20 protein-coding genes are annotated in these 23,224 nt (G+C 42.4%); 17 read left to right on the top strand and 3 right to left on the bottom strand.

Annotation, left to right across the window (positions count from 1 at the left end; all coding sequences use genetic code 11):
• Positions 1-44: 44 nt before the first annotated feature.
• The 7 genes from Q0274_RS07090 (at position 45) to Q0274_RS07120 (ending at position 6,565) form a co-directional block, all read left to right on the top strand.
• Positions 45-413 (top strand): GtrA family protein, encoded by a 369-nt coding sequence (locus Q0274_RS07090; RefSeq protein ID WP_291940093.1) that lies wholly within the window; start codon positions 45-47, stop codon positions 411-413.
• Position 414: 1 nt separating this feature from the next.
• Positions 415-1,347 (top strand): glycosyltransferase family 2 protein, encoded by a 933-nt coding sequence (locus Q0274_RS07095; RefSeq protein WP_298028516.1) that lies wholly within the window; start codon positions 415-417, stop codon positions 1,345-1,347.
• Positions 1,340-2,302, top strand: coding sequence for a glycosyltransferase family 2 protein (locus Q0274_RS07100; protein ID WP_291940089.1), 963 nt, complete (start codon positions 1,340-1,342; stop codon positions 2,300-2,302). Before Q0274_RS07095 ends, Q0274_RS07100 begins: the two co-directional genes overlap by 8 nt.
• An 8-nt stretch (positions 2,303-2,310) precedes the next feature.
• Positions 2,311-3,690 carry a hypothetical protein gene (locus Q0274_RS07105; protein WP_298028517.1) on the top strand — a complete coding sequence of 460 codons (1,380 nt, stop codon included), beginning with the start codon at positions 2,311-2,313 and terminating at the stop codon, positions 3,688-3,690.
• Positions 3,691-3,828: 138 nt separating this feature from the next.
• Complete coding sequence (rpmI, locus tag Q0274_RS07110; RefSeq protein WP_005871089.1) at positions 3,829-4,020, top strand: 50S ribosomal protein L35; 192 nt, start codon at positions 3,829-3,831, stop codon at positions 4,018-4,020.
• A gap of 98 nt (positions 4,021-4,118) precedes the next feature.
• Positions 4,119-4,475, top strand: coding sequence for a 50S ribosomal protein L20 (gene rplT, locus Q0274_RS07115; protein WP_295153159.1), 357 nt, complete (start codon positions 4,119-4,121; stop codon positions 4,473-4,475).
• Positions 4,476-4,603: 128 nt separating this feature from the next.
• On the top strand, positions 4,604-6,565 hold the full coding sequence (locus Q0274_RS07120; protein WP_298028518.1) for an autotransporter domain-containing protein: 1,962 nt from the start codon (positions 4,604-4,606) through the stop codon (positions 6,563-6,565).
• A 331-nt stretch (positions 6,566-6,896) separates the two neighbouring features.
• Here the strand turns inward: Q0274_RS07120 and Q0274_RS07125 are convergent, their stop codons facing one another.
• The 3 genes from Q0274_RS07125 to selA are packed head-to-tail and all read right to left on the bottom strand — an operon-like array spanning position 6,897 to position 11,082.
• A complete protein-coding gene (locus Q0274_RS07125; RefSeq protein WP_298028519.1) occupies positions 6,897-7,610 on the bottom strand; it encodes a histidine kinase in 714 nt (237 codons plus the stop codon).
• A gap of 51 nt (positions 7,611-7,661) precedes the next feature.
• Entirely contained in the window at positions 7,662-9,482 is a 1,821-nt protein-coding gene (gene selB, locus Q0274_RS07130; RefSeq protein WP_298028520.1) for a selenocysteine-specific translation elongation factor, read from the bottom strand.
• Positions 9,475-11,082 carry an L-seryl-tRNA(Sec) selenium transferase gene (gene selA / locus Q0274_RS07135; RefSeq protein WP_298028521.1) on the bottom strand — a complete coding sequence of 536 codons (1,608 nt, stop codon included), beginning with the start codon at positions 11,080-11,082 and terminating at the stop codon, positions 9,475-9,477. The genes selB and selA overlap by 8 nt, the downstream gene beginning before the upstream one ends.
• A gap of 166 nt (positions 11,083-11,248) precedes the next feature.
• On the opposite strand from selA, the gene Q0274_RS07140 reads away from it, so the two are divergent.
• The 10 genes from Q0274_RS07140 to Q0274_RS07185 all read left to right on the top strand — a co-directional run.
• Positions 11,249-12,931, top strand: a complete 1,683-nt coding sequence (locus tag Q0274_RS07140) for a 4Fe-4S dicluster domain-containing protein (RefSeq protein ID WP_298028522.1) — start codon at positions 11,249-11,251, stop codon at positions 12,929-12,931.
• Positions 12,931-13,800, top strand: a complete 870-nt coding sequence (locus Q0274_RS07145) for a molecular chaperone TorD family protein (RefSeq protein ID WP_298028523.1) — start codon at positions 12,931-12,933, stop codon at positions 13,798-13,800. The genes Q0274_RS07140 and Q0274_RS07145 overlap by 1 nt, the downstream gene beginning before the upstream one ends.
• Before the next feature lie 252 nt (positions 13,801-14,052).
• On the top strand, positions 14,053-14,250 hold the full coding sequence (locus Q0274_RS07150) for a twin-arginine translocation signal domain-containing protein (protein WP_298028524.1): 198 nt from the start codon (positions 14,053-14,055) through the stop codon (positions 14,248-14,250).
• A gap of 10 nt (positions 14,251-14,260) precedes the next feature.
• On the top strand, positions 14,261-17,182 hold the full coding sequence (locus tag Q0274_RS07155) for a formate dehydrogenase subunit alpha (protein WP_298028525.1): 2,922 nt from the start codon (positions 14,261-14,263) through the stop codon (positions 17,180-17,182).
• Positions 17,183-17,191: 9 nt separating this feature from the next.
• Positions 17,192-17,749, top strand: a complete 558-nt coding sequence (gene fdh3B / locus Q0274_RS07160) for a formate dehydrogenase FDH3 subunit beta (protein WP_005871109.1) — start codon at positions 17,192-17,194, stop codon at positions 17,747-17,749.
• Positions 17,750-17,988: 239 nt separating this feature from the next.
• A complete protein-coding gene (locus Q0274_RS07165; protein WP_298028526.1) occupies positions 17,989-18,609 on the top strand; it encodes a hypothetical protein in 621 nt (206 codons plus the stop codon).
• 589 nt (positions 18,610-19,198) lie between these two features.
• A complete protein-coding gene (locus Q0274_RS11120) occupies positions 19,199-19,267 on the top strand; it encodes a hypothetical protein (protein ID WP_367271918.1) in 69 nt (22 codons plus the stop codon).
• A gap of 274 nt (positions 19,268-19,541) precedes the next feature.
• Complete coding sequence (locus Q0274_RS07175) at positions 19,542-20,171, top strand: LysE family transporter (RefSeq protein WP_298028528.1); 630 nt, start codon at positions 19,542-19,544, stop codon at positions 20,169-20,171.
• A 42-nt stretch (positions 20,172-20,213) separates the two neighbouring features.
• Positions 20,214-20,699, top strand: a complete 486-nt coding sequence (locus Q0274_RS07180; RefSeq protein ID WP_298028529.1) for a hypothetical protein — start codon at positions 20,214-20,216, stop codon at positions 20,697-20,699.
• A 343-nt stretch (positions 20,700-21,042) separates the two neighbouring features.
• Positions 21,043-23,224: SMEK domain-containing protein (locus Q0274_RS07185; RefSeq protein ID WP_298028530.1), on the top strand; the 2,182-nt coding region annotated here is incomplete at its 3' end.

Consider the following 23,224-nt stretch of genomic DNA (forward strand, 5'->3'; position numbering starts at 1 on the left):
TGTATTTATAGAAAAGCCAGTATCTTTATATAAGAAAGATATCAATGACAATTAAACGCCAGCTATTCTCTTTTCTTTTAGTAGGTATCCTAAATACCGTCTTTGGATATGGGCTTTTTGCCCTTTTTATCTATCTGGGTCTATATTATCCCCTTGCCGTGTTGCTTTCTACGATACTTGGCGTATTGTTTAACTTTAAAACCATAGGCGGACTGGTATTCGGCAGCAACGATAATAAACTTATTTTTAAATTTATTTTAGTGTATGTTATAATATATCTTTTAAACATATTCTTTTTATGGCTTTTTAAGCGGCTTGGCTTTGAAAATATGTATCTAAACGGTTTTGTGCTTTTGATCCCGTTAGCTGCGGTATCATTTTTATTAAATAAATTTTTCGTCTTTAGGAGATGATATGAAAAAGATCAGTATAGTTACCGCCTGCTTTAATGAGGAGGAGAACGTAGAAGAGGTCTATGCGCGCGTAAAAAAAGTTATGGGCGAATTTTCGGAGTATGCCTACGAGCATATATTTATAGATAATGCTTCGACTGATAGAACAGTTGAAATTTTAAAACGCCTTGCAAACGATGATAAAAATTTAAAGATCATCGTAAATTCCAGAAACTTCGGGCATATAAAATCGCCAACCTACGCGCTTTTGGGTGCAGACGGAGATGCTGTTATCTCTATCGTAGCCGATTTGCAAGATCCGCCCGAGATGATTGCGCAGTTTATAGAAAAATGGCAAGAGGGCAACGACTTGGTTTTGGCCATTAAGCGTGACAGCGAGGAACGCGGCGTGATGTTTAAAATCAGAGAATGCTATTACGAGCTTTTATCAAAGTTATCTGAGATCGAAATTTTTAAGAATTTTACCGGCTTTGGACTTTTTGATAAAAAGGTCATCGCGGCTCTTAGACAGATGCATGATCCGTATCCGTTTTTTCGAGGAATGCTTGCGGAAGCCGGTTATAAGGTAGCTAAGATCCCCTACGATCAACCGGTAAGAATTAAAGGGGTTACCAAAAACAACTTCTACACGCTTTATGATATGGGGATACTCGGTATAATCTGCAATTCCAAAGTACCACTTCGGCTTGCAACCTTTATAGGTATGATAACGGGTATTTTAAGTATAATAGTAGGACTTGTGTATTTTATACTTAAGCTAATTTATTGGGACGAGATGAACGTAGGCATTGCACCTCTCATAATACTTTTTTCATTTGTCTCATCTGGAATTTTATTTTTTATCGGTATAATAGGCGAATACATAGGTGCGATCTATACTCAAGTATTAAATCGCCCGTTGGTATTTGAAAAGGAAAGAATAAATTTTGGCTGAGGATATTTTTTTAAGCATTGCAGTACCGACTTATAATAGAGCAAAATTCTTAGATAAAAGTCTAAATAGTCTATGCAAAAGCGTGTATAAAAGCGAGCGAAAAGATATTGAAATTTTAATTTTAGATAATGCTTCCAGTGATAAAACTTCGGATATTGCAAAAAAATATATTGATTTCGGACTTGTAAAATATATAAAAAATAGTGAAAATACTGGTCCAGATAATAATTTCAAAAAAGCGATTTCTTTGTCGCGCGGAAAATATATATGGATATTCGGCGATGATGATTTAGTGTTTGATGATACGATTAAATATTTAATGCGGGTACTAGATTCTTCTTCGAAATTCGGTATCATTCATTTAAAGGCACAAAATTTCATAGACAAAATTAAGCCGGTAGAATTTAAAGAATTTAATAATTTTAAAATTTATGATGATAGTAAAGCGGAGTTTATAAAAGAAGCCCATACTAATTTAACTTTTATAACTTCTAATATAGTAAATAAAAGTTTATTTAATAGAATCGATTTAGACGCGATAGCAAATAACAATCTCGTGCAGCTTTATTGGAATATCGCCTGTGCGATTTTGTCTGATAAGCAAGTCGTGGTATTTGATAAAATTTATGCAGCAAGGCAGTTTAATAGTGGAAGATATAATTTTTCAGAAGTATTTGGTGCAAATCTAAATGATACCTTAATCACTATTGAAAAGAATTTTGACGTAGATTTCGTGCTTGAAATTTTTAGAAAAAGGCTTTTAATATATTATTATCCCGCCAATATAATTAGGATACGAAACGGTCTTTCTGCAGTTAGGAACGAAAACTGCTTTCGCAATTTATATAAAATTTATAAGAAATTCCCTTCTTTTTGGATATTTACGGTTAGCGCGATGTGGATACCAAAAAAGCTAGGTCTTTTAATAGTTAAATTTATGCAAAAGACGATTTAGGATGGAATTTGCTATCTAAAATTTCATATATGGCGCTAGCGCAGATATTTTTTGCGTTTGTATCCGCAGTATCGATCTTAGTTCTACCGAAGCTTTTATCTTTAGAAGGCTTTGGATACTATCAATTATTTATATTTTTTGCCAATTATGTAGAATTTTTACATTTTGGACTATCTGATGGTATATATCTAAGATACGGCGGTAGGCGATATGAATTTATTTCTAAAAGAACTCTAAAATCTCAAATTTGTACGATGGAGATTTTATATATTATAGAATGCCTAATTATATTTTTTACGGTTTGTGCGTTTTCGTTCGATAAAAGGTTATTTTTATATATTGCTATTTCGGGCGCTATCACAGTACCAAGATCATTTCTATATAATCTTTTGCAAAGTGTAAATGAGATAAAAAAGTCAATACTCGTTTTGTTTATAGAAAGAATTTTTGTCTTATCATCTATAGCAGCAGTTTATTTCGTGGATTTCGATAAAGCTAAATTTTTAATATTTTCATTTATTTTTGCCAGATTTATATCGCTTGTTTATATTTATTTTTTATGCAGGGATCTTTTTAAAGTAAAAATGGCTTCTTTTACAGATAGCTTATTTTATATATATAAAAATATGCGAATAGGTATAAAATTAACAATCTCTGCGCTTTGCAATATATTTTTGATATTTATTGCAAGATCTATGATTGCATGGAAATTTAGCATCGTCTTATTTGGTAAAATTTCACTTATATTGTCGTTACTAAATTTTGCTCTATTTTTTATCAATGCATTCTCGGCGATCTTATTCCCGATATTACGAACTAAAAAAACTTGCGAACAAAACGAAATTTTTAAAATTTTAGATGATGGACTATCAATCATATTTGTATTTTTATTTCTATTTGCATATCCTGTAGAAATTCTACTGAGCGCTTGGTTACCTAAATATGCGGACGTTTTAAATTATATGCCAATAATTTTTGCGATATTGCTATGCGAAGGTAAGACGCTCCTTCTTACTAATTCATATTTTAAGGCATTACGCAAAGAAGGACAAATGCTTCGTATAAATTTAATTTCTTTGATTATATTTTCAGTATTTATTGGATTTATTGTATATTTTTGCAATGATATATTTATCATAATGTTTTGCCTGTTTTTATCTCTTTTTGCCAAATATATCGCATTGAGTTATGGTCTGAAAAAATTTATAAAAAGTGTAAATTTTTGCAATATTGGTGTAGAATTTTTTTGTGGTGTTTGCTTTATTGCTATATCTCATATATTGCCCGGCGTCTACGCGTTTTGCTTAATAATAGTAAGTTTTATAGTTTTAATTGTATTAAAAAGGAAAACTTTTATCCAATTGCTTAAATTTATAAAAACGATATAAATCTGAAAATATTGCTATGAGTAATAATTATATCAATTTCGATGTAGTATTTTGTATTTTCATAAATTTCGCTAAAATTCAAATTTTTCAAAGAAACTTTATTATATACTTCCCGTTCACTTTAAAAAAAGGACGACCATGCCAAAGATGAAAAGCGTGCGCGGTGCCGTCAAGCGTTTTAAAGCGGGCAAAAACAAGATCAAAAGAGGCTCGGCGTTTCGCAGCCACATTTTGACGAAGATGTCTCAAAAACGCAAGAGGAATTTGCGCGAGGCCCAATACGTTGATTCTACGAACGTATCTGCGGTTAAAAAAATGCTTTGCAAATAGTGCGAAGTTAGTTTTTGACGAAAGTCATTCAAACTCCCCTAAATTCATGGATTTTAGGGCAAGATCCCCAAAGGGACGCCGATTAAGAAAGGATTAATATGGCAAGAGTAAAAACGGGCATCGTTAGACGCCGCCGTCACAACAAGGTGCTAAAGCTTGCGCGCGGATTTTATAGCGCAAGACGCAAACATTTCAGAAAGGCTAAAGAGCAGCTGGAGAGAAGCCTCGTTTACGCTTTCCGTGACAGACGCGCGAAAAAACGCGATTTCCGCAGACTTTGGATAGTGCGCATAAATGCAGCTTGCAGGTTAAACGACATCAGCTATTCTAAATTTATAAACGGACTTAGAAAAGCGGGCATCGAGCTTGATAGAAAAATTTTAGCAAATATGGCTATGAACGACCCCGAAGCTTTCGCAACAGTCGCGAAGAAGGCAAAAGCGGCATTAAAATAAGCTTTAAAATTTGGCCGTCTTAAGGCGGCTAAATTTTTAAATTTCGACAAAGCTTTTAATTTTTAAAGTGCGTCCGTAAATTTGTCGAAATTTAAGAATTTGGGTAATTTTATTTGAGGCGGTGCAGAATGCTAAAGTCTTTGAAAAAAATCGTGTCTCTTGCGCTTGTCGGTGCAGCAGGGTTCGGCTATGCGAGCGAGCAGAATTCCTGGAGCTATGAAAACGCGCAAAAATCTCCTTCCAACAACACTTCCCGTTCCGACGTAATGAGCGCTGCGGACAGCCTGGGCGCGAAATTAAGCAGGCGCGACGCGGCTAGCGATAGCTCCGCGAGCGACGAATATGAAAACTCATTTCGTATCAAGCTCGAGTATGCAAGGGGCTTTGCCAAAAAGGGCTCATATTCGGGCAGGCTTAATAATCAGCGTGTTATGATGCCTGCGTTTCGCTGGACGGGCAATAGCGGCGTAAATGCCGAGTTTTGGAACGGCATTACCAATATAGGCGGCGCGCTGGTTCCTTATGTGGCTTTCGGTTCATACGAGGCGGCGATACCGGGCGATCAAACTACGCAATATCTGGTCAGAAGAGAAGAAGACGCTGTTCAGATGAAGCGAAATATCGCGGCGGGCATATCAAATTTAGGCTATACCTATACCAAAAATTCTACTAGAAATCTAAATTTAGTCTATGCCGATATCGATAATTTCGTAAATTTCTACGGCAGAGAAAATATCGCGGGATACTTTATCGACGAGGTTAATACCGAAAACAATCCCGCAACTATCGCCTATATGGCTAATATCTACAATTATATCAAGACTAAATATCCGGGAATGCTTGTTTTGGCAAACAACGGTTGGGGCGTGCGCGACGCTATAGCCCCTTATGCGGACGTTTGGATGCTGCAAGAGGTGAGCGCGGACGATTATATAAACCACTACCGCCCTAGAACTTCGGAATTTGAAAAAGACCCCGCAAATTCCTCTAAAATTTTGCATGTCATATATAACGCAAGACCCGATCAGTACGATGAGATCATAAGATTATCTCGCGAGCGTAACGCGGCAAATCTATTTATCACCTCCGATACAAATGCCTATCCTAGTGGATACGACGATCTGCCTACCTATTTTGAAGCCCTGATGCTAGCGATCAATAACTTCACGCCTAAAAACGGCAGCCTGTTTTCGCAGGTCGCAAGAGGCGGCAACCGGGTAGGCATCGAGATGCCGCGCTCGAAGGTCGATCTGGATCTTACCAAGCTTGCACGAAATTCTGCTTATAAAAATTTAACCGACACCGACGGGCAGGAGTTTAACGTAAACGTAAGCGCGATCGGAAACTACGGCGGGGATTACAAAGACCGCTCGGGCGGCGTCAAATACGATCACAAGAGCGACGGAATTTTACTCGGAGCCTCCAAGAGAGTGGATGATCTTACGCTGGGCGTGATCTTTGGGTACCAAAAATCGGACGCTTGGTATGAGGGTAAATTCGACGGCGTGAAAGAAAACATCAAATCCTACGAGCTCGGTCTGGCGGGCAGATACGATTTTAACGAAAACGTGGATCTGGCGGTAAATTTAACATATTCGACGAACGATCATAAATTTGAAACCAATAACGGATTCGGCGCTATCCACGGCGCGAAATACAAGTCGCAAATTTGGGATTTTAGCACGAGAGCAGGGTATAAATTTTTATTTGAAAACGGCTATATTAAGCCATATTTGGGGCTTGGAGTGATTAGGGTAAACGAGGATGCGATCTCCAGGCTTAAATTTAGCTCCGCTTCAAAAACCGCGCCGAACGGCACCGCGGGAATTTACACGATCAAGGCTTTTGGTGATCTGCAGATATTCGCAAATGCGGAGTACGAGCATCGATTTAGTGGCGATTCGTATCATGCGAGCAGAAAGTATTCGGACAGATACGACGTCGAGGGGCTTGATTATTCTAGCGGCGTATTTAACGGCGCGATCGGACTGAAATATAAGATCCTTCAAAGCGTCGGGCTCAGCGCATCGTACGAGCTAAGCGAGAGCAAAAATAGCCTGGCAAGAGCCGCTTTTGACGTGGAGTTTTGATTTTAATCGGACGCAGCCCAAGATAGGCAGCTTGAAGCACGATTATAGATTCCTCTTTGCCGCAACACAAAAATTTTATGAAATTTGCGGCTAAATTTTAACGGGGCTTTGCCGCGAAATTTTAAAATTTCGGCCGTGGATTTGCTTGCATATTTTCTCGCTTTTAAATTTCATACACTATCGCTTTTATGCTACTTTCAATATAAGGAACAATGCAGAATTTTGCTGGAATTTTGCACGTGTAAAATTTCATAAAATCCGGATTAATTAAAATCGCTAAGCCTAAGACGATGAGGTAGAATTTTGCGGATCGCTCCGCAAAATTTTTAGATTATTTTAGTTTGTCCATTTCGATGATGTAAGGCACTGAGTTTACTCCCGCACTGAAGTATTTAGTAGCTAGGGCTTTTGCAGCATTTAGCTCGGCAACGCTTACGTCTTTGGCACCTGCTTTGTTATCTTCAGCGTAGTATTTTCTAAAAACCGCTATCTTTTGCTCGTCGGTTTTAGCATTTTTGATCTCTTTGTAGATGAGCGCGGATTTTGCGTGGCCGTCATCGCCGTGAACGGAGGTCATGACGATATCGACATTATTATTTTTTAGCGTTTCTTCAATTCTTGCCATCTCTTTACGACAGAATGGGCACAAAGCGTCTGTCAGCATCAAAATCGTAGGCTTTTTTGGATCGTTCCCTAGCTTGATGATATTGTCTTTGCTCTCTGCTTTGAAGACCTTACTTAGCTGTCCTGCGATGCGGTCTTGTTTGATCTGCTCCTTATAGACTACGCGTTTTTTAGGATCGATGATATCGGTAAAGATCAGATCGCCTTGAGTGAAAATGATCTCCTCTTGCGACATATTGCCTTGAGAGATTTTTAAAACGACCGCCTCAACGCCCTTTGGCTCGCTAAGCGGGATGCGCTCGGCGACCTTTATTTCGATGCCTTGAGGCGCGCCGCCGTAGATGGATAGAATTTCGCTGTCGCTTAAAGCCGCGTTTAGGCTTGCTGCGAGCGCAACTGAAGTTAAAATAGCTTTTTTCATTTTTTTCCTTTGCAAAAAATTCCGCGCATTGTAGTGCAAAATTTTAAATTTTTACTTTTTCAAATAGCGTTTATTGTCGATCGTCACGATATTTCCCATCTTATCAAGGTATTCGAGGTAGCAGATGACGAATTTTCTGCTAAGTCCCAGCTCCTCTTTAGCGTTCGTGACGTTTACGAAGCCCTCTTTTTCGATGATCGCGTAGAGGCGCTTGATCGCCAGAGCTAAATTTTCGGCCTCGACGAAGAGATTGTGCGCGAGACGGACGACCTTTTTGGCGTATGTTAGCTTTTTTAGCGCGTCATCGCCGCTACTGCGGTCGATCTCCAGCTCGTCATAGACGTTATACGGCGCAAGCGGCGCGATGCCACCCTTTTTGATGAGATCAAAAATTTTACTCTCCAAGCTCTGTTTGAGCGCGTCAAAATCCACCCCCGATTTTACGTAAACCCCGCCCTTTTTGGAGACGATGCCGCTCCGCTCAAGCTCGCCAAGCGCGCGCGCGGCAAGATCTTCGCTGGCCCACGAGAGCTTTAGAGCGATCGAAGCAGGCGAAAAGATCGCGTAGTCGTTTTTCGAGACGATAAATTTTATGAGGCTTTTTACGTCCTCGATCGCGCTTAGATCGTAAACGCATAAATTTGCTTCGTCAAAATACGTCCCTTCTATGCCGCGCGCGATCTTTACCGCTTCGTCGTACTCCATCCCGAAGCGCTGATACGCCGAAAATAGCCCGAATCCATGCTTGTGAAAGAGGCTTAAAATTTTAAACGCTTCGGTGAAATTTCGCTTCAAAAGAGCGGTGAGAAGCACGGCTTTGCTCTGCTTTTTTAGCGGCTCGACTACGGCGTTTAGCACGCGTCCGCCGCCGATTACGCGCGAGTTTGCCAAGCAGACGAAGGGCTCGTCGAATTTCAAAAACATCGTTTTGTCAAATTTAAAGCTCACGAGCTTCTCGCCGCTAGGAAGTTCTTTTAAAATGAGCGCTTTTGCCGCGCTTTGCTTACTTCCGACGCAAAACAGCACGTCTTGGTTGTGTGAAATTTCGCCGCTAAAGGTGCAGTCGGCTTCATTAAAGCCGCGGAAAAACCCCTTTTTGCTTAGGATTTGCCCCTTTTGCAGCTCGCTCGTTTTGGCGTCAAGACTTAGTGCGACGCGGTTTGGAGCCTGCGCCAGTGGCGTGTCCTCGTCGTGTATCTGCACGCTTTTGACGTTAAAAGCTTTGCCCAGATCGCAGTTATAAAGCTTCTCGCCCTTTGAAATCGCGCCGTTAATGAGGCTGCCCGTTACGATGGTGCCGAGCCCCTTGAGCGAAAAAACTCGGTCGATGTAGTAGTGCACCACGCCGCCTCCTTGGCGCTGCGCGGGCTTGATATTAAAGAGATAGTTTTTCAGCTCGGCGATGCTTGCGGGATCTTTTATGCTGATAAAAAAGGTGTTTAAAATTTGCAAATTCTTAAATTTGAGGATATATTCTCTGCACTGCGTCGCGACCTCAGATCTGCGCGCGTCGTCCGCCAGATCGCACTTGCTGATACACAAGATCACGCTTTTTACCCCGAGCAGCGATAAAATTTGAATATGCTCTTTGCTTTGTGGCATCAGCCCGTCGTCAGCGGCGACTACCAGCATCGCAGCGTCGAAGGCATACGCGCCGCTAATCATCGTCTTTTCTAGATTTTCATGACCAGGAACGTCGATAAACGCAACGTTGGTATCTCCCGAGCGCAGATGCGAAAAACTAAGATCGATCGTGATGCCGCGCTGCTTTTCGCTCGGCATTCGGTCTCCCTCAAAGCCGTTTAGCGCCTTGATTAACGCGGTCTTTCCGTGATCGATATGGCCTGCGGTGCCGATGATTACGCTATTCATAAATTTCTCCGATCTTTTTTATTAAATCTTGCAAGTCGCTTTTTAAAATCGATCTGAAATCGAGCAAAAATTTATCATCCTCGATCCGCCCGATTATGCCTGCAGCGCGAAATTTTGCCTGCGTGCTCTGCGGATCTGCGCCGTCAAGTATCGCAAGCGCGACGCTAGGATAGGAGGCGCCGGGCATCGTACCGCCGCCTACGAAGGTGGTGGTCGGCACGATCTGCGATTTTACGCCGATGCGCGATTGCACTAGCTCCGCTCGCTCACGCAGCTCGTCCAGGCTCAGATGGATCTGATCTATCGTCGTGATGAGATGAAATTCTTTATTTATATACGCCTTGATCGTCTCGGCAAGCAGGCTTAGCGTGATCTTATCCACGCGCAGCATTCGCAGTAGCTGGTTTTTGCGCAGGCGCGCGATAAGCTCGCGATCCCCTAAGATGATGCCGCACTGCACGGAGCCGAAAAGCTTGTCGCCGCTAAAGCTAAGCAGCCGCACGCCGCTTTTTAAAAGCTCAAAAATGGATGGTTCGCTTTTGCCTAGCCCAAATCCCAGTTCGCTCGCGTAGCCGCTTCCAAGATCGTAATAATCGATGATCTCGTTAAAATTGTCCTCTTTTTTCATGCTAAATTTTGCGGGGTAAATTTTAGAAATTTCGCTCTTGTCGCCCGCACTGTCTCCATGAAAACGCTCGCTCTTTGCGGACGGCTCGCCGCTATTTAAATTTAGAGCATTCGCAGAAGCTGCCGCTAAGCTTAAATCATTCGCCGCGGAATTTAAAATTTCGCCCGCCGTATCCGACGAGCCGCCGCAAAGATCCGCTAATTTTTTAAAGCTTGCCGCTCTAAGCGCTAAAAATTCCTCTTTTTTACGAGTCGCTTTTCGCGCCAAAGCCGCAACTTCCGCAGCGCTTACGCTCGAGCTGAAGCCTGAAATTTTAAAATTTGAGCGGTGCACCTTCATCAAGATCGCCGTGTTTTCATTGATCGATTCTTCGTAATCGTCCAGCTTGGTTTTGTTCGTAGTGCCGATCTCCACAAGCTTTGCGCCCGAGTTTGACATCACTTCGCTTACCCGAAAGCTCCCGCCGATCTCAACTAGTTCGCCGCGGCTTACCACGACTTCGCGTCCGCGCGCGAAGGTATTTAGCACCAAAAATACCGCCGAGGCGTTGTTATTGACCACGAGCGCGTCCTGCGCGCCGAAGAGCTCGCTGCACAAAAGCGCTATGTAGTCGTATCTGTTGCCGCGCGCGCCCTCGGATAGGTCGTATTCTAAATTTGAATACGAGGTGATGATCTTTTGCGCGCGGGCTAAAATTTCGGCGCTGATGACGCTGCGGCCGAGGTTTGTGTGCAGCACGACGCCGGTTGCGTTGATGAGCGGCTTAAGGCTTAGATTTTGAAATTTTTCGTAGCGCGATTTGATGCGCGCGATGATCTCGCTTTCGCTTGCGAGCTCGCCTCCTTGCAGCGCCTCCCTGCGTGCCTCTTCGATGAGCTCTTGCGCGATTTTGATGATTTGCGGGCGGAGGCAGTTTTGAAACTCCTGCGCGTTTGCGATTTTGTCGATTTTTGGTAGTTTGATTCGTTGCATTGCGACCCCGATGCCTTAAAATTTAGGCGATTTTATCATTTAAAGCTTTGATTTTGCTTTATCTATAGAATTATTAATTTAAATTCGATTTACTTTAAGTGCAGAATTTAAAAGCTGTTTAGAAAATAAGAGTAAAACCCGCCTAATTATCAATTTAGGATAGATTATGAAAGAACATGGATTTTACGCCGCGGGGCTAAAAGATGTCGTCTTAAGCGACGATATCGAAATTTGCGGCTATGAAGAGGAGGCGAAAAATGAGGAATTTATCGTCGCCAATTCGCCGAAATTAAAAGCGCAAATTTATGCGCCCGAGATAAATTTTTATATAGAAAATTCCGCAGATGAGCCGCTACAAATCGCTAAAAACGTAGATATTTTGTATCGCGCCAAGGATATCGCCTTCGACGGCGCGCTAGATAGCGACTATCAAAAGCCCGTCGGCAAAAACGTAATTCTTGCCTGTGATGAGCCGCGAGAGGAGCTTGTGGGGCTACTTAGGCAGCATGGATTTAAGGTGATCGCGTTAAGCAGGGCTGAGATAAAGTTCGTCTACGGCGAGATTGGTGATCTTGCGGTTACGATTTTAAGCGAGCGGGATGAGGTTGAGACCGAGGCGGATTTTTTCTTGATTAGCGGCGCAGCGCCCTATCAGCTACGACAAAGCGGCTGCTACGAGATCTCGGGGCTAAAAGACGATGAAATTTTAGAAATTTTAAATTCCAAAAGCCCGGTTTATCATTATAAGAATTCCACGATCTTTGATCCTGCGATCTGTCAGTATCAAGGCAGGCGAAATGAGCTGCGCGCGCCGTGCGTGGAGGTTTGCCCTACAGTGGCGATTTTGAAAAACGACGAAAAGCGCGAGCTCATGTTTTCGCATATCGACTGCATCGGCTGCGGCGCGTGCGTAAGCGTCTGCCCTAGCGGCGCGCTGAAATTTGCCAAGCTGCCCCAAAGAGTATTTGGCGAGATCGCAAAGCTCTATGCAGGCAAAATTCCGCTTCTCATCGCAGAGAGCGAAATCGCATCCGCACCTGCAGTGCAGCTTCCGTGCGGCGTGTTACCGTTTGGAATTTTTGGAAGCAAGCAAATAGATGAGGCAAATTTGCTAAGCGCGATGCAAGAAAGCGGCTCGAGCGTGATCATTTACGGCGCAGACGTGGGCGAGAGCACGCGCGAAGCGGTGGAGCTTATCAATGGAATTTCGCGCGCGATCTACGGCAAGGACGCGGTATTTTTAGCGCGAAATTTAATCGAGCTACAAGAGGCGCTAAAGTGGGCGCAAAGCTCTCAGCTGTGGGCATTTAGCTTAAACGAGCAGGGCCTTAGCAAGAAAGAAATTTTCTCAAAACGCGTAAGCGCGATGGTTGGCGAGGGCAGCTTCGGCGCTGTAAAAAGCGGAGAGTTGCTAAAATTTGGCAAAGTAAGCATAAACGAAGCAAGCTGCACGCTCTGCCTTAGCTGCGTGGGCGCCTGTAATACCGGCGCGCTGTATGCCGACAACAGCGACAATTCGATTAAGCTCAACGCTTCGCTTTGCACGATGTGCAACTACTGCGTGTTAAGCTGCGCCGAAAAGGATACGATCGAGCTTAAGCCTTGCGGCGTGGAACTTGAGCCTGGATTTTTTAATTACAAAATGCTAGCTAAAGACGAGCTTTTTAAGTGTATCGAGTGCGGTAAGGAATTTGCGACGAGCAAAGCCGTGATGAAGATCGCGGATATGATGGGCGCGCATTTTGCAAACGAGCCTGAAAAGATGAAGACACTTTTTTGCTGCGGCGATTGCAAAGCGAAAATAATGATAAAAAAGCAGATAGAAGATGCTAGAAAAGGGGCGATGTAATGGATGTAAATTTAATTAAAGCAAGAAGCTACTACTACGAATTTTTTGCAATTCCGTTTTTTTTCTATGAAACGGACGCGAAATTTAAGCGCTGGCAGCAGCAACTGGAGTTTTTACGTAGCTCGCCCATCGTGTCTAGCGATGAGGCGGAATTTCAAAATTTAGCGAAATTCGACTTTGCGGCGTTTAAAAGCGAGCAAAATTCCGTACTTTTTGATTTTTCATACGCCAATGTGCCGATGAGTGCGAGCTTCTACGACGAAGGACGCGACGACGGGCGTATGCGTGTCGCAGTAATCGACGTGCTAAAAAAGAGTAAATTTCGCCGCAATATGGAGCTTTGCAAAGAGTGCGAGGACTATGTGGGATTTATTTTTTACCTGCATTCAACCCTACTTCGCGACGCGGCTGCAAAACACAGCGCAGTTTTAAACGGACAAAATTCCGTGGCAAACGAGCAAAATTTTACGAATAGCGCGAGCTTGACGGCGCAAGACGGAAAAAATTCTGCAGGTTTGCATGGCGGTAAAAATTTTACGGACTCGCAGGATGGCAAAAATGCTGCGAACTCGCAATACGCTAAAAATTTCATCGGTGCGCAAGGTGGCGAAACGCTGGCGTTAGAGCTTTTTACGAATGTCACCAACAGCTTTGTGGATGAGTTTAGCGAGCTTTTGTGCGGGCATGTGCGGGCGGATTTTTTCAAATCATTAGGCGCACTAATGAGAAGCTTTTTTGCGCTTGAACGCTCGCTTTTAGCGCTTGCCGCTCCGCAAAAGAAAGATCGCAGCGTCGTTAAAGAAGCGATCAAAAAAGGTGGCTATCAAAATAAATTTACCAATCCGGAAGATATTTTTGATCTGGATTGATAAATAAAATTTTTAACCAAAATCTTAACGTAAAAGCAGAATTTCGGTTAAATTTTAAACTTGCAAGCTCGAATTTTGCGAGTAGTTTTTTAGTTAGAACTTTATATTTTGAATTTTAAATAAAATTTAAAAAGTAACTTAAAATTTAATTTCCATCTCACTGCCTTTTCGTTATAATTCATTAGACTTAAATCCTGTAACAGGCGTTACTACAATAAAAGATTTAAAGCGATTTCTTCACAAAGGAAAACCATGGAGAACAAACGCAGGGATTTTCTTAAAAAATCTCTAAAAATCGGCGCAGTAGGCGCTGTGGGTATTGCTGCATCTCAGGCTCTAGCAAAAAATGAGCAGGACTATGGCGATACCGTTCGTGGCAAATCACCGAAAAAAGAGGTGCTTTACTGGGAGAGTGAAGCGTGGAAAAAATACTATAAAGTAGCTTACTAGGAGAATTTTCATGAGTGAGAATGCGATCGGAAGGAGATCGTTTTTGAAACTCGCCGCTTTAGGAGCGAGCAGCGTAGCTGCATTTGGCGAAAATAATACGCTAAGAGCCGCTACTGAGCAAGAGATCAAAAACCCATTTCCAGGTTCCGTTATGAAGCGAACGATATGTTCGATCTGTTCCGTAGGCTGCGGTATCGAGGCTCAAGTGGATGAGAGCACCAATACCTGGATTCGCCAAGATATGGCAGTAGATCACCCGATCTCGCAAGGTAGCCACTGCTGTAAGGGAATCGATCAAATCGATCTAACCAAATCTAAAATGCGTCTTAAATATCCGCTCAAAAAGGTTGGCGGCAAGTGGGAGCGCATAAGTTGGGAGCAAGCCGTTAACGAAATCGGCGATAAAATGCTTCAAGTCCGCAAAGAGGACGGTCCAGATAGTGTGGTATTTCTGGGTTCGGCTAAATTTTGCAACGAGCAAGCATATTATTTTAGAAAATTTGCAGCCTTTTGGGGTACAAACAGCAACGACCACGTAGCCAGAATTTGACATAGCGCAACAGTCGCCGGTGTGGCGAATACTTGGGGTTATGGAGCTATGACAAATCACGTAGGCGATATGGCGAAAAATTCTAAAATGATCCTTTTCATAGGTGCGAATTCTGCGGTTGCAAATCCCGTAGGGGCTATGAAGCATGCTCTTCAAGCTCGCGATAGAAATGGCGCAAAAATCGTCGTCGTCGATCCAAATTTTACTAGAACTGCGGCTAAGGCCGATATGTATATTAGAATTCGTCCGGGAACTGATATAGCGTTTGTGTACGGAATGCTGCATCTAATCTTTAAAAACGGCTGGGAGGACAAAGAGCTAATAAAAACCAGAACCTACGCTGTAGAGGAGATCAAGGCGGAGGCTGAGAAGTGGGATCCGAAAGAGGTAGCCAATGTCACCGGCTGCAAAGAAGAGGAGCTGATAGAATTTACGAGGATGTTTGCTACCACAAAGCCCGCTACTTTGTGCTGGGCGCTCGGTATCACGCAGCACTCGATCGGTAGCTCGAATACTAGAATTTTGGCTCTTTTACAGCTCATACTAGGCAATATGGGCAAGCCTGGCGGCGGCTGCAACATCCTTAGAGGTCACGATAATGTTCAAGGCGCTACCGATATGTGCAATCTCTCCGATAGCTTGCCTGCGTATTACGGGTTAGCCGATAACGCTTGGAAGCACTTCTGCAAGGGCTGGGGCGTAGATTACGAGCAGTTTATTAAAAGATTTGCCGTCTCTACTAAGCAGCCGCACGAAAAGCAGGGTGAAAAAGTGCCTGGTACGAATTTTACCGAGTATTTTCACTACGATCCGAGCATCGAGCAAGATGTGATAAACTGGCGCAACGAAAAGGGTTTTTCGCTATCTAAATGGTGGCAGGGCGTTTTGAAAAACGAGCCCGTTTTGAGTAGTGGTAACGTCCGCGTCCTTTGGGTGCAAGGCACAGGAATTACTTCTATGGCTCATGTTCGCGAGACTCAAGAAGCGTTAGGTAAGATCGATATGCTGGTAGTCGCCGAGCCATTTTTAAACGAAGTGGCGATTCTAAACGATAGACCGGATGGAATTTATGTTTTGCCGGTAGCTACGCAGTTTGAAAGTGAAGGTCATCTAAGCGCTACAAACCGCAGCGGTCAGTGGAGAACTCAGATCGTTAAGCCTCTATTTGAGAGCAAAGAGGATCAAGAAGTAATGTTTCTATTCGCGAAAAAATTCGGCTTTTACGACGAATATATTCGCGGCATGAAGATGGGCATCGTTGATGGCGAGCTTAAGCAGGTTAAAGACGATTTTGTTTGGCCTGACGACGCTACTGATGAGATTGCACGCAATACTCAAAGCATTGGTAATAACGGACGCACCGCAGCTAGATTTCGCAGACAGCAGAAGAACTGGCATCTATTTGATCCCGATACTTTGCGCGGCATAGGTGGCGAGGTCGAGGGCGAATATTACGGGCTTCCATGGCCTTGCTGGGATACGCAACACCCGGGCACGCCGATTCTTTACGACGTAACTAAGCCTTATGCCGACGGCGGTATGGGATTTAGAAACCGCTTCGGCTTAGAGCACGACGGCGTTTCGCAGCTAGCCGACGAGAGCATTACACTTCCGGGATCAAAAATTCAAGGCGGTCATGCAGAGATTACAAAAGCAAATATAGAGCAGGTTTTAGGCATTACGCTAAGCGAGGATGAAAAAGCCAAGATGGGGCCTACGTGGAGCACAGATTATAGCGGCATTATCGCTAAAAAATGCCGCGAGTTTGGAATTTGCCCTTGCGGAAACGCAAGAGCAAGAGCGAAGGTTTGGCAGTTTGCGGATCAAATTCCAAAGCATCGCGAACCGATCCACTCGCCTAGATGGGATTTAGTGGAGAAATATCCGACCTTTGCGGATCAAAAACGAAATTTCCGCGTCTTTACGAGATTTATTTCCGAGCAGAAAAAGCAGGATTGGAGCAAGGATTTCCCTACTATCGTAAGCTCGCTAAGGCTCGTAAATTTAAGCGGTGCAGGTATGATAGAGCGAACGAGCAAGTATCTTTCGGCGATTACTCCGGAAATGTTTGCGCACGTAAATCCTAAGCTTGCCGCTGATAAAGGTATCAAAGATGGCGAGATGATGTGGATTCATTCGCCGCAAGGCACGAAGATCAAAGTCAAGTGCATCTATTCGCACGCCGTAACGCCTGATCGTATTGTTATGCCGTATAACTTCGCGGGAATTTTCCAGGGCGAGGATCTAAGCGAGCGCTATCCTGAGGGCACTAAGCCATATATCAGAGGCGAGAGCTCAAATACGATTACGAACTACGGCTTTGACATAAATACGCAAATTTCGGAATTTAACGCCGGTCTTTGCAGACTAGAAAGAGCATAAGGAGATAAAATGCCGGCAAGATTAAAATTTTACGTCGATGTCGAGCGTTGCATCGCTTGCTATGGTTGCCAGGTAGCCTGCAGCTCGGCGCACGAGGTTCCCGTGCAGATAAATAGGCGCAAGGTTATCACTTTAAACGAGGGCATAGAGGGGCAGGAGGTTTCAAGCTCTATCGCTTGCCAGCACTGCACCGATGCGCCTTGTGCGCAGGTTTGCCCGGTTCAATGCTTCTATATCAGAACCGACGGCGTCGTTTTGCACGACAAAGATAAATGTATCGGCTGCGGATATTGCCTCTACGCGTGTCCGTTCGGCGCTCCGCAATTCCCTAGAGACGGAGCTTTCGGTATTAAAGGCGCGATGGATAAATGCACTATGTGCGCGGGTGGACCGGAGCCTACGTTTTCGCACGAAGAGCTACATAAATACGGCCAAAACCGCATCGCAGAGGGTAAGGTTCCGATGTGTGCGGCGATCTGCTGCACGAACGCTCTAATCGTGGGCGACGCGAGCAGAGTTTCGGAGGTTTATCGCAAGCGCGTACTTACGCGCGGCGTGAGCCTATAAGATTGTGGAATTTTAAACGCCTTTGGTTTAAAATTCCGCCTCTTTTCGCAGAAATTTCAACCGAGCGACGGCTTTAAATTTAGCGGTCGCTCGGCGCAAAATTTTATTTAATAATTCCACTCTTGCCCTTTCGCCACTAGATTATTTCAAAAAATCGCTTCTTGCTGACATTAAAATTTTAAATTTATGCTACAATCACTCAAATTTAAGATTTGAAATCTTAAGCGAAAGGATCCGTCTTGAAAAATAAAATTTCACTTTTTTTGGTCATTTCGGCGTTTTTGATTTTTACGGGCTGCTCTAAAAATGTGCCCGTAAATAGCGGTATCGTGCGCACTTCCGAGCCGCTTCACATTATGGAATTTCCGCAGGATAAGCTCATAAGCGTAAATTTTACCAACACCTCGACGACGGATTCGAATTTAACCCAAGTAGTGATCCAGCATCTGCGTGCGGACGGATTTAAGGTCGTAAATAATAAAAGTGCGGCGAACGTCCAAATCGGTGGCAATCTCAATTACTTCCGCAAGGCGGATTTTTCGCGTAGATCGTGGGATAATCCGAGATTTAGCTTCGGTATGGGCTTTGGCAGGTATTATAGATATACGGGCGTGGGCGTAGGCTGGGGGATGCCGTTCGGATACGATCCTTGGGACGACGACGATTATTACAGAGACTACTTCTACGACTCGCAGATTAGCCTCTACATAAGCGTTAAAAACAAGGGTGCGTGGAAGGACTACGTAACGAACCTCAACTACCAAAGCATCAAAAATCCGGGCTCTAAAGACTCGGTAATGGATGCGCTAAATTTTAAAATTTACGAGTATATAAGACAGATGATTAAGCAGGGAAGATGATAGTAAAAGAGAATAAAAAGCCCGTAGCGATGACGCTGGCGGGATCGGCGATTTTGGCGCTCGCTAGCGGATATTGCTACCACGCGGGCTTTGGCGGTGCGGCGCTTTTCGCTTCCGTAGTGGCGGCATTTTGCGCGTTTTTTTGCGCGCTCAGACTCGGCGCGAAAAATTATTTGCAGATCGGCGAGGATGCTTTTACGATCGTGCGTGGGGCAAATTCCGAGAGCTTCGAATACAAAGATATAGCAAATTTAGGCACAAAAACCTTCGCCGCAGGCAGAAACAAAACGGAGCTTTTAAATTTTGTATTCAAAAAAGCGCCGCAGGCACAGGACCGCTTTAATTTTTTGCGATTTTACAGCGACACGGAGGCCACACTGCCGGGCTCGTTTGAAATTTCGATCTACGAGCTGAGTAAAATTTTGCGCGAAAAAGTGGGTCTTTCGCAAAGCCCTGAGGAAGAGCAAGTCGCTCCAAAGACTCACAAGGGCGCTAAGGGTTCTAAAAGAAGCGCGGGTAGCGGTAGAAATTTTAAAACTAAAAACCTCCGCGATGAAAATTCCGCTTCGCAAAATTCCAGCGAAAATTCCTGCGGCGCACAAAATTTAGGCGTGCAGAATTTCGGCGTGGCGCAAAATTTCGCCGCGCAAAATTCTAATGGCGCCGCTGATTTAAACAGCGCGCAGAATTTAGAGGGCGCTTCAAATTTAAACGAACAAAGCCCCGCCGCGCCGAATGATGCCGCTTCCTCAAATAGCACCTGCGCAGGCGAAAATTTCATAGGTGCCGAGAATTCCGCGCCTAAAATTCTCACGGGCGATAATGAGCCTGACGCTGCGCCCGAAAGTGCGGCGGCAGACGGCTCCGATACTACCGATACGGCGATGCAAAGCTCCGCCTGCGAAAGTAAAAATAAGTAGGTAGGTGCAGTCTTGAACTCCTTACCGATCGGAATTTTCTTGCAAGGAGCTGCACTGATGCTCTCGCTCATCGTCGCGATCGGCGCGCAAAATATCTTCGTCATCTCCCAAGGTCTTGCGAAAAACCATGTTGCGGCAGTTTGCACGGTCTGTGCGCTAAGCGATGCCGTATTTACGGCCGTAGGGATATTTTTAATCGGCGGCGCTCTTAAGCAAGGCTCGTTTTTTACCCAAATTTTAGGCATAGGCGGGGTCATATTTCTGCTCTGCTACGCGCTAAGCTCGTTTTTTAGCGCCTATAAGGGCTCGCATTTTGCCAAGATTCAAAACTCGGCAAATAGCCCGCTGGCGCCCGTCGTAGCCAAAGCTCTTGCGGTGACGCTTCTAAATCCGCACGTGTATTTAGATACCGTCGTGGTCGTGGGCTCACTCGGCACTACGATCGCGGATGCCCAAAAGCCGTGGTTTTACGCGGGAGTTATGTTCGTATCGTTTGCGTGGTTTTTCGGCTTGGGATATGGCTCAGGGGCGCTTTCGAAGCTTTTTGCAAGTAGCAGAGCATGGCGCATAATCGACGCGCTCGTGGGAGTTTTGATGCTGTATATGGCGTATCTGATCGCGAAGTTTGTCTTTAAAATTTAAAATTTCGCGCTAAAATTCCGCATTCTTGATAAAGGATCTATGATGAAAATTGAAATTGAAAGCGGGCTCGAACTAAAAGAGACCTTGTGGCGCGTAGAGAAAGCTCTGCGACTAGTGACCGACAAGGACGGCAAAATCACATCGAGCGCGACGCTTTACGTGGGCAAACATTCGCTTTTAAATTTACTCGATACCAACCAGATCGAAAATATCCAAAACGCCTATGCGCGCGCTAGGACGGAATTTCGCGCGGAGATGCTGGGCGTGCTGGAAGGCTTTTTATCTCAAGAGGATGCCGAGAAAGATCCGGAATATGCGCTATTTAATCAGCTCTACCAAATGGCGATGACTGCGGGTAGAAAGAGCGATATTTTTATCCATGTCCAAGGCATCAGCGAAAACGAGGTCGTGCTGCGCGTGTATCAGCGCTTCGAGCTGGAGAACGGCGAGACAATCTATTACGCAGGCGGCGAGTTTAGCTACACTCTGGATGAAAATTTCGGCAAAATTTATCGCTACGAAATTTGATTAATGCTCTGTGTGCCAGTTTATTTGATACTTGTTTAATAAATTTGGTCATACTCAATAGAATCTTTTTGTAGGGCTTTCTTATTAAATTTTTGGCGTATAAATTTTGTCTGTGTAGTAAAATCCATTTCATTCCTTAAATTATTTTGCCTGTGATTGTGCGTTTGCGTCCATGTAGTCTTTGGTAAGGACATATATATTGACAAGCTTGATAGTGTGGTAGTTAGATTATGGTTTTAACTGGGTGCAAATAAGTCAGAAAGTACATAAAAATTAATATGTCCAAATTTATGAATAAAACAATATAATTTTGTACGAATATAAGTATATCAAGGAGCAGTTTATGCAAATTAAAATATACGAAATAACGAAATATTTTAATGAGTTGCAACACAATATTGAAAATCTAAATTCCATTTCGCTATACGATATAAATAAAATTTACGAGGACATCTTTGTAAAAATTTTAAATGCAGCTTTTAATTGGAAACTAAAGAATGCAAATGAATATACAAAAAACTACCCAGCAATAGACTTGTATGATGACACAAACAAAATAGTTATTCAAGTAACAAGCAATCTAGATAATAAAAAACTCGAAGATACTGTTGAGAAATTTAGAAGTAATGATAAAAAAGAGTATCAATTAAAATTTTTTTACATATTAAAAAAATCAAATTTTCAAGAAGAAACACTACGCAAATACGGTATCAATAATGACGATATTTTGGGTATAGAAGATATTCTTCAAAAAGCAAAAGCAGATGACAGTATAGCATCATCAATATATGACATTCTACAAGCGTGTATGGAATATACGCCACTTACTTTTGATTATGAGAACTATTTTGTTAAAGTAGAAAAAAGCCTAGAGGAAATTAATTATGATAAATTTAGTAATAACTTCAATAATTTTTTAACTTCTTCCAATCAAATATTGGCAGTTTATGGCTTTGGAGGCGTTGGTAAATCGCATTTTTTAAGAGAATGTTGTAAAAATTCTATAGATCTTAAGCCTGTTATCATAAAAAGTAAGAATTTTCTAAACTATATAGAAAAATTAAATAAAAGTGAAAAATATCTAATTGTATATGATGATATTGATAGAAATCATGAGGCTTTAGGCGGCATCTTAGAGTTATCAAAAACAATGCAGGACTGCAAATTTTTAATATCTTTTAGAACAAATTTCAAAGATGATGCTAAAAGGCAATTTGAAATTTACAATAGACAAATCAAATGGCAACAACTAGAGATATCATGGAAAGATAATGAAATTAAAGACATTATGGAGATGCTAAGTATATCAGATGATGAAAAAATTATAAAATTGTGTATAGAGTTTAATAATAACCCATACTTGATAATAAACGCAATAAAAAAAGACTTTGATAGCCTGGAGGGATTTGCAAAAAGGATAAAAGTGGAAGCGGAGAATATTTTAAAAAGTATGTCTATAAGTTCAAATGATTTCTTGTTGGATTTGGCTATGCTTTCGCCATTTGCGCTCGATGGAAAAGAACCTAAAGAAATAAAAGATGGACTATCTGAACTAGAAAAGGTCGGTATTTTAAGACTAGTCAACCAAAAGTATAGGTTTAACCCCGATATTGTGGGGGATATCATTCTAGCCGATTATTTGAGCAATAGGCCGGATTTTGCACGACTAGAACAATTTATACTAAATAATCCAAAACGATCCATAAAAAATTTATCTCATGGAATTTATAAAAACAACTCAAATGAGGATATTTTATATTTCTTTAAAAAATTAGTTAGTGGGTGGATAAAAGGTAGAAAATTTTCGAAAGAGCACATTGAGGCCGTTGTTCCACTGATAGCAACTATTCCAAATATATGTTTTGTATATATGCGAGATTGTCTTAAAGATGAAAAAATAGGCTTTGATGAAATTTTTCCGCTTTTCAATAACTTTATATATCTGCTTTCAAAATATATATCGCAAGATATAAAAATGATAGATATCTTAAAATTATTATTATCGGAGCACTCTCTAGAAAAACCAAAGTCGTATTATAGTAATCATTCACTTGCGAGCATACTTTCAAAGATATTTTCCCCAATTGATAATAAAAATTTAGAAAGTATATATGAGTGTATAGATTTTTTTAAAGACGATGTATATAAAAATCCAGAGAATGAAGTAAAAATAAATTTATTTTTTGAGTCTGTACTTGCAAATTTATTAAGTCCAAACTTTAATACAACTAGTTCAACACATTTTAGTTATAGCTGGGGGATTTCTAGGCTTAATACAGATAATGATAAAATTAAAAAGCTAATAGATTATGCCAAATCGATAGCTGAAGATTTTATGACGAGTAATAGTGAGATGTTAATATGGTACGGAATAGAGTGCATTAGTAAAATTAGCTCTTTTCACGATAAGGTTCCAAAAATATACCATGATGTTCAGTCAGACTTAATAGATAAAGTTGTTTTATTATCAAATAGACAAGAAGAATTATCGTTAAGCATAAAAGCAAAAATCCATACTATATTTT

Origin of the sequence: uncultured Campylobacter sp., assembly GCF_937973075.1 — a bacterium.
Taxonomy (GTDB): domain Bacteria; phylum Campylobacterota; class Campylobacteria; order Campylobacterales; family Campylobacteraceae; genus Campylobacter_B.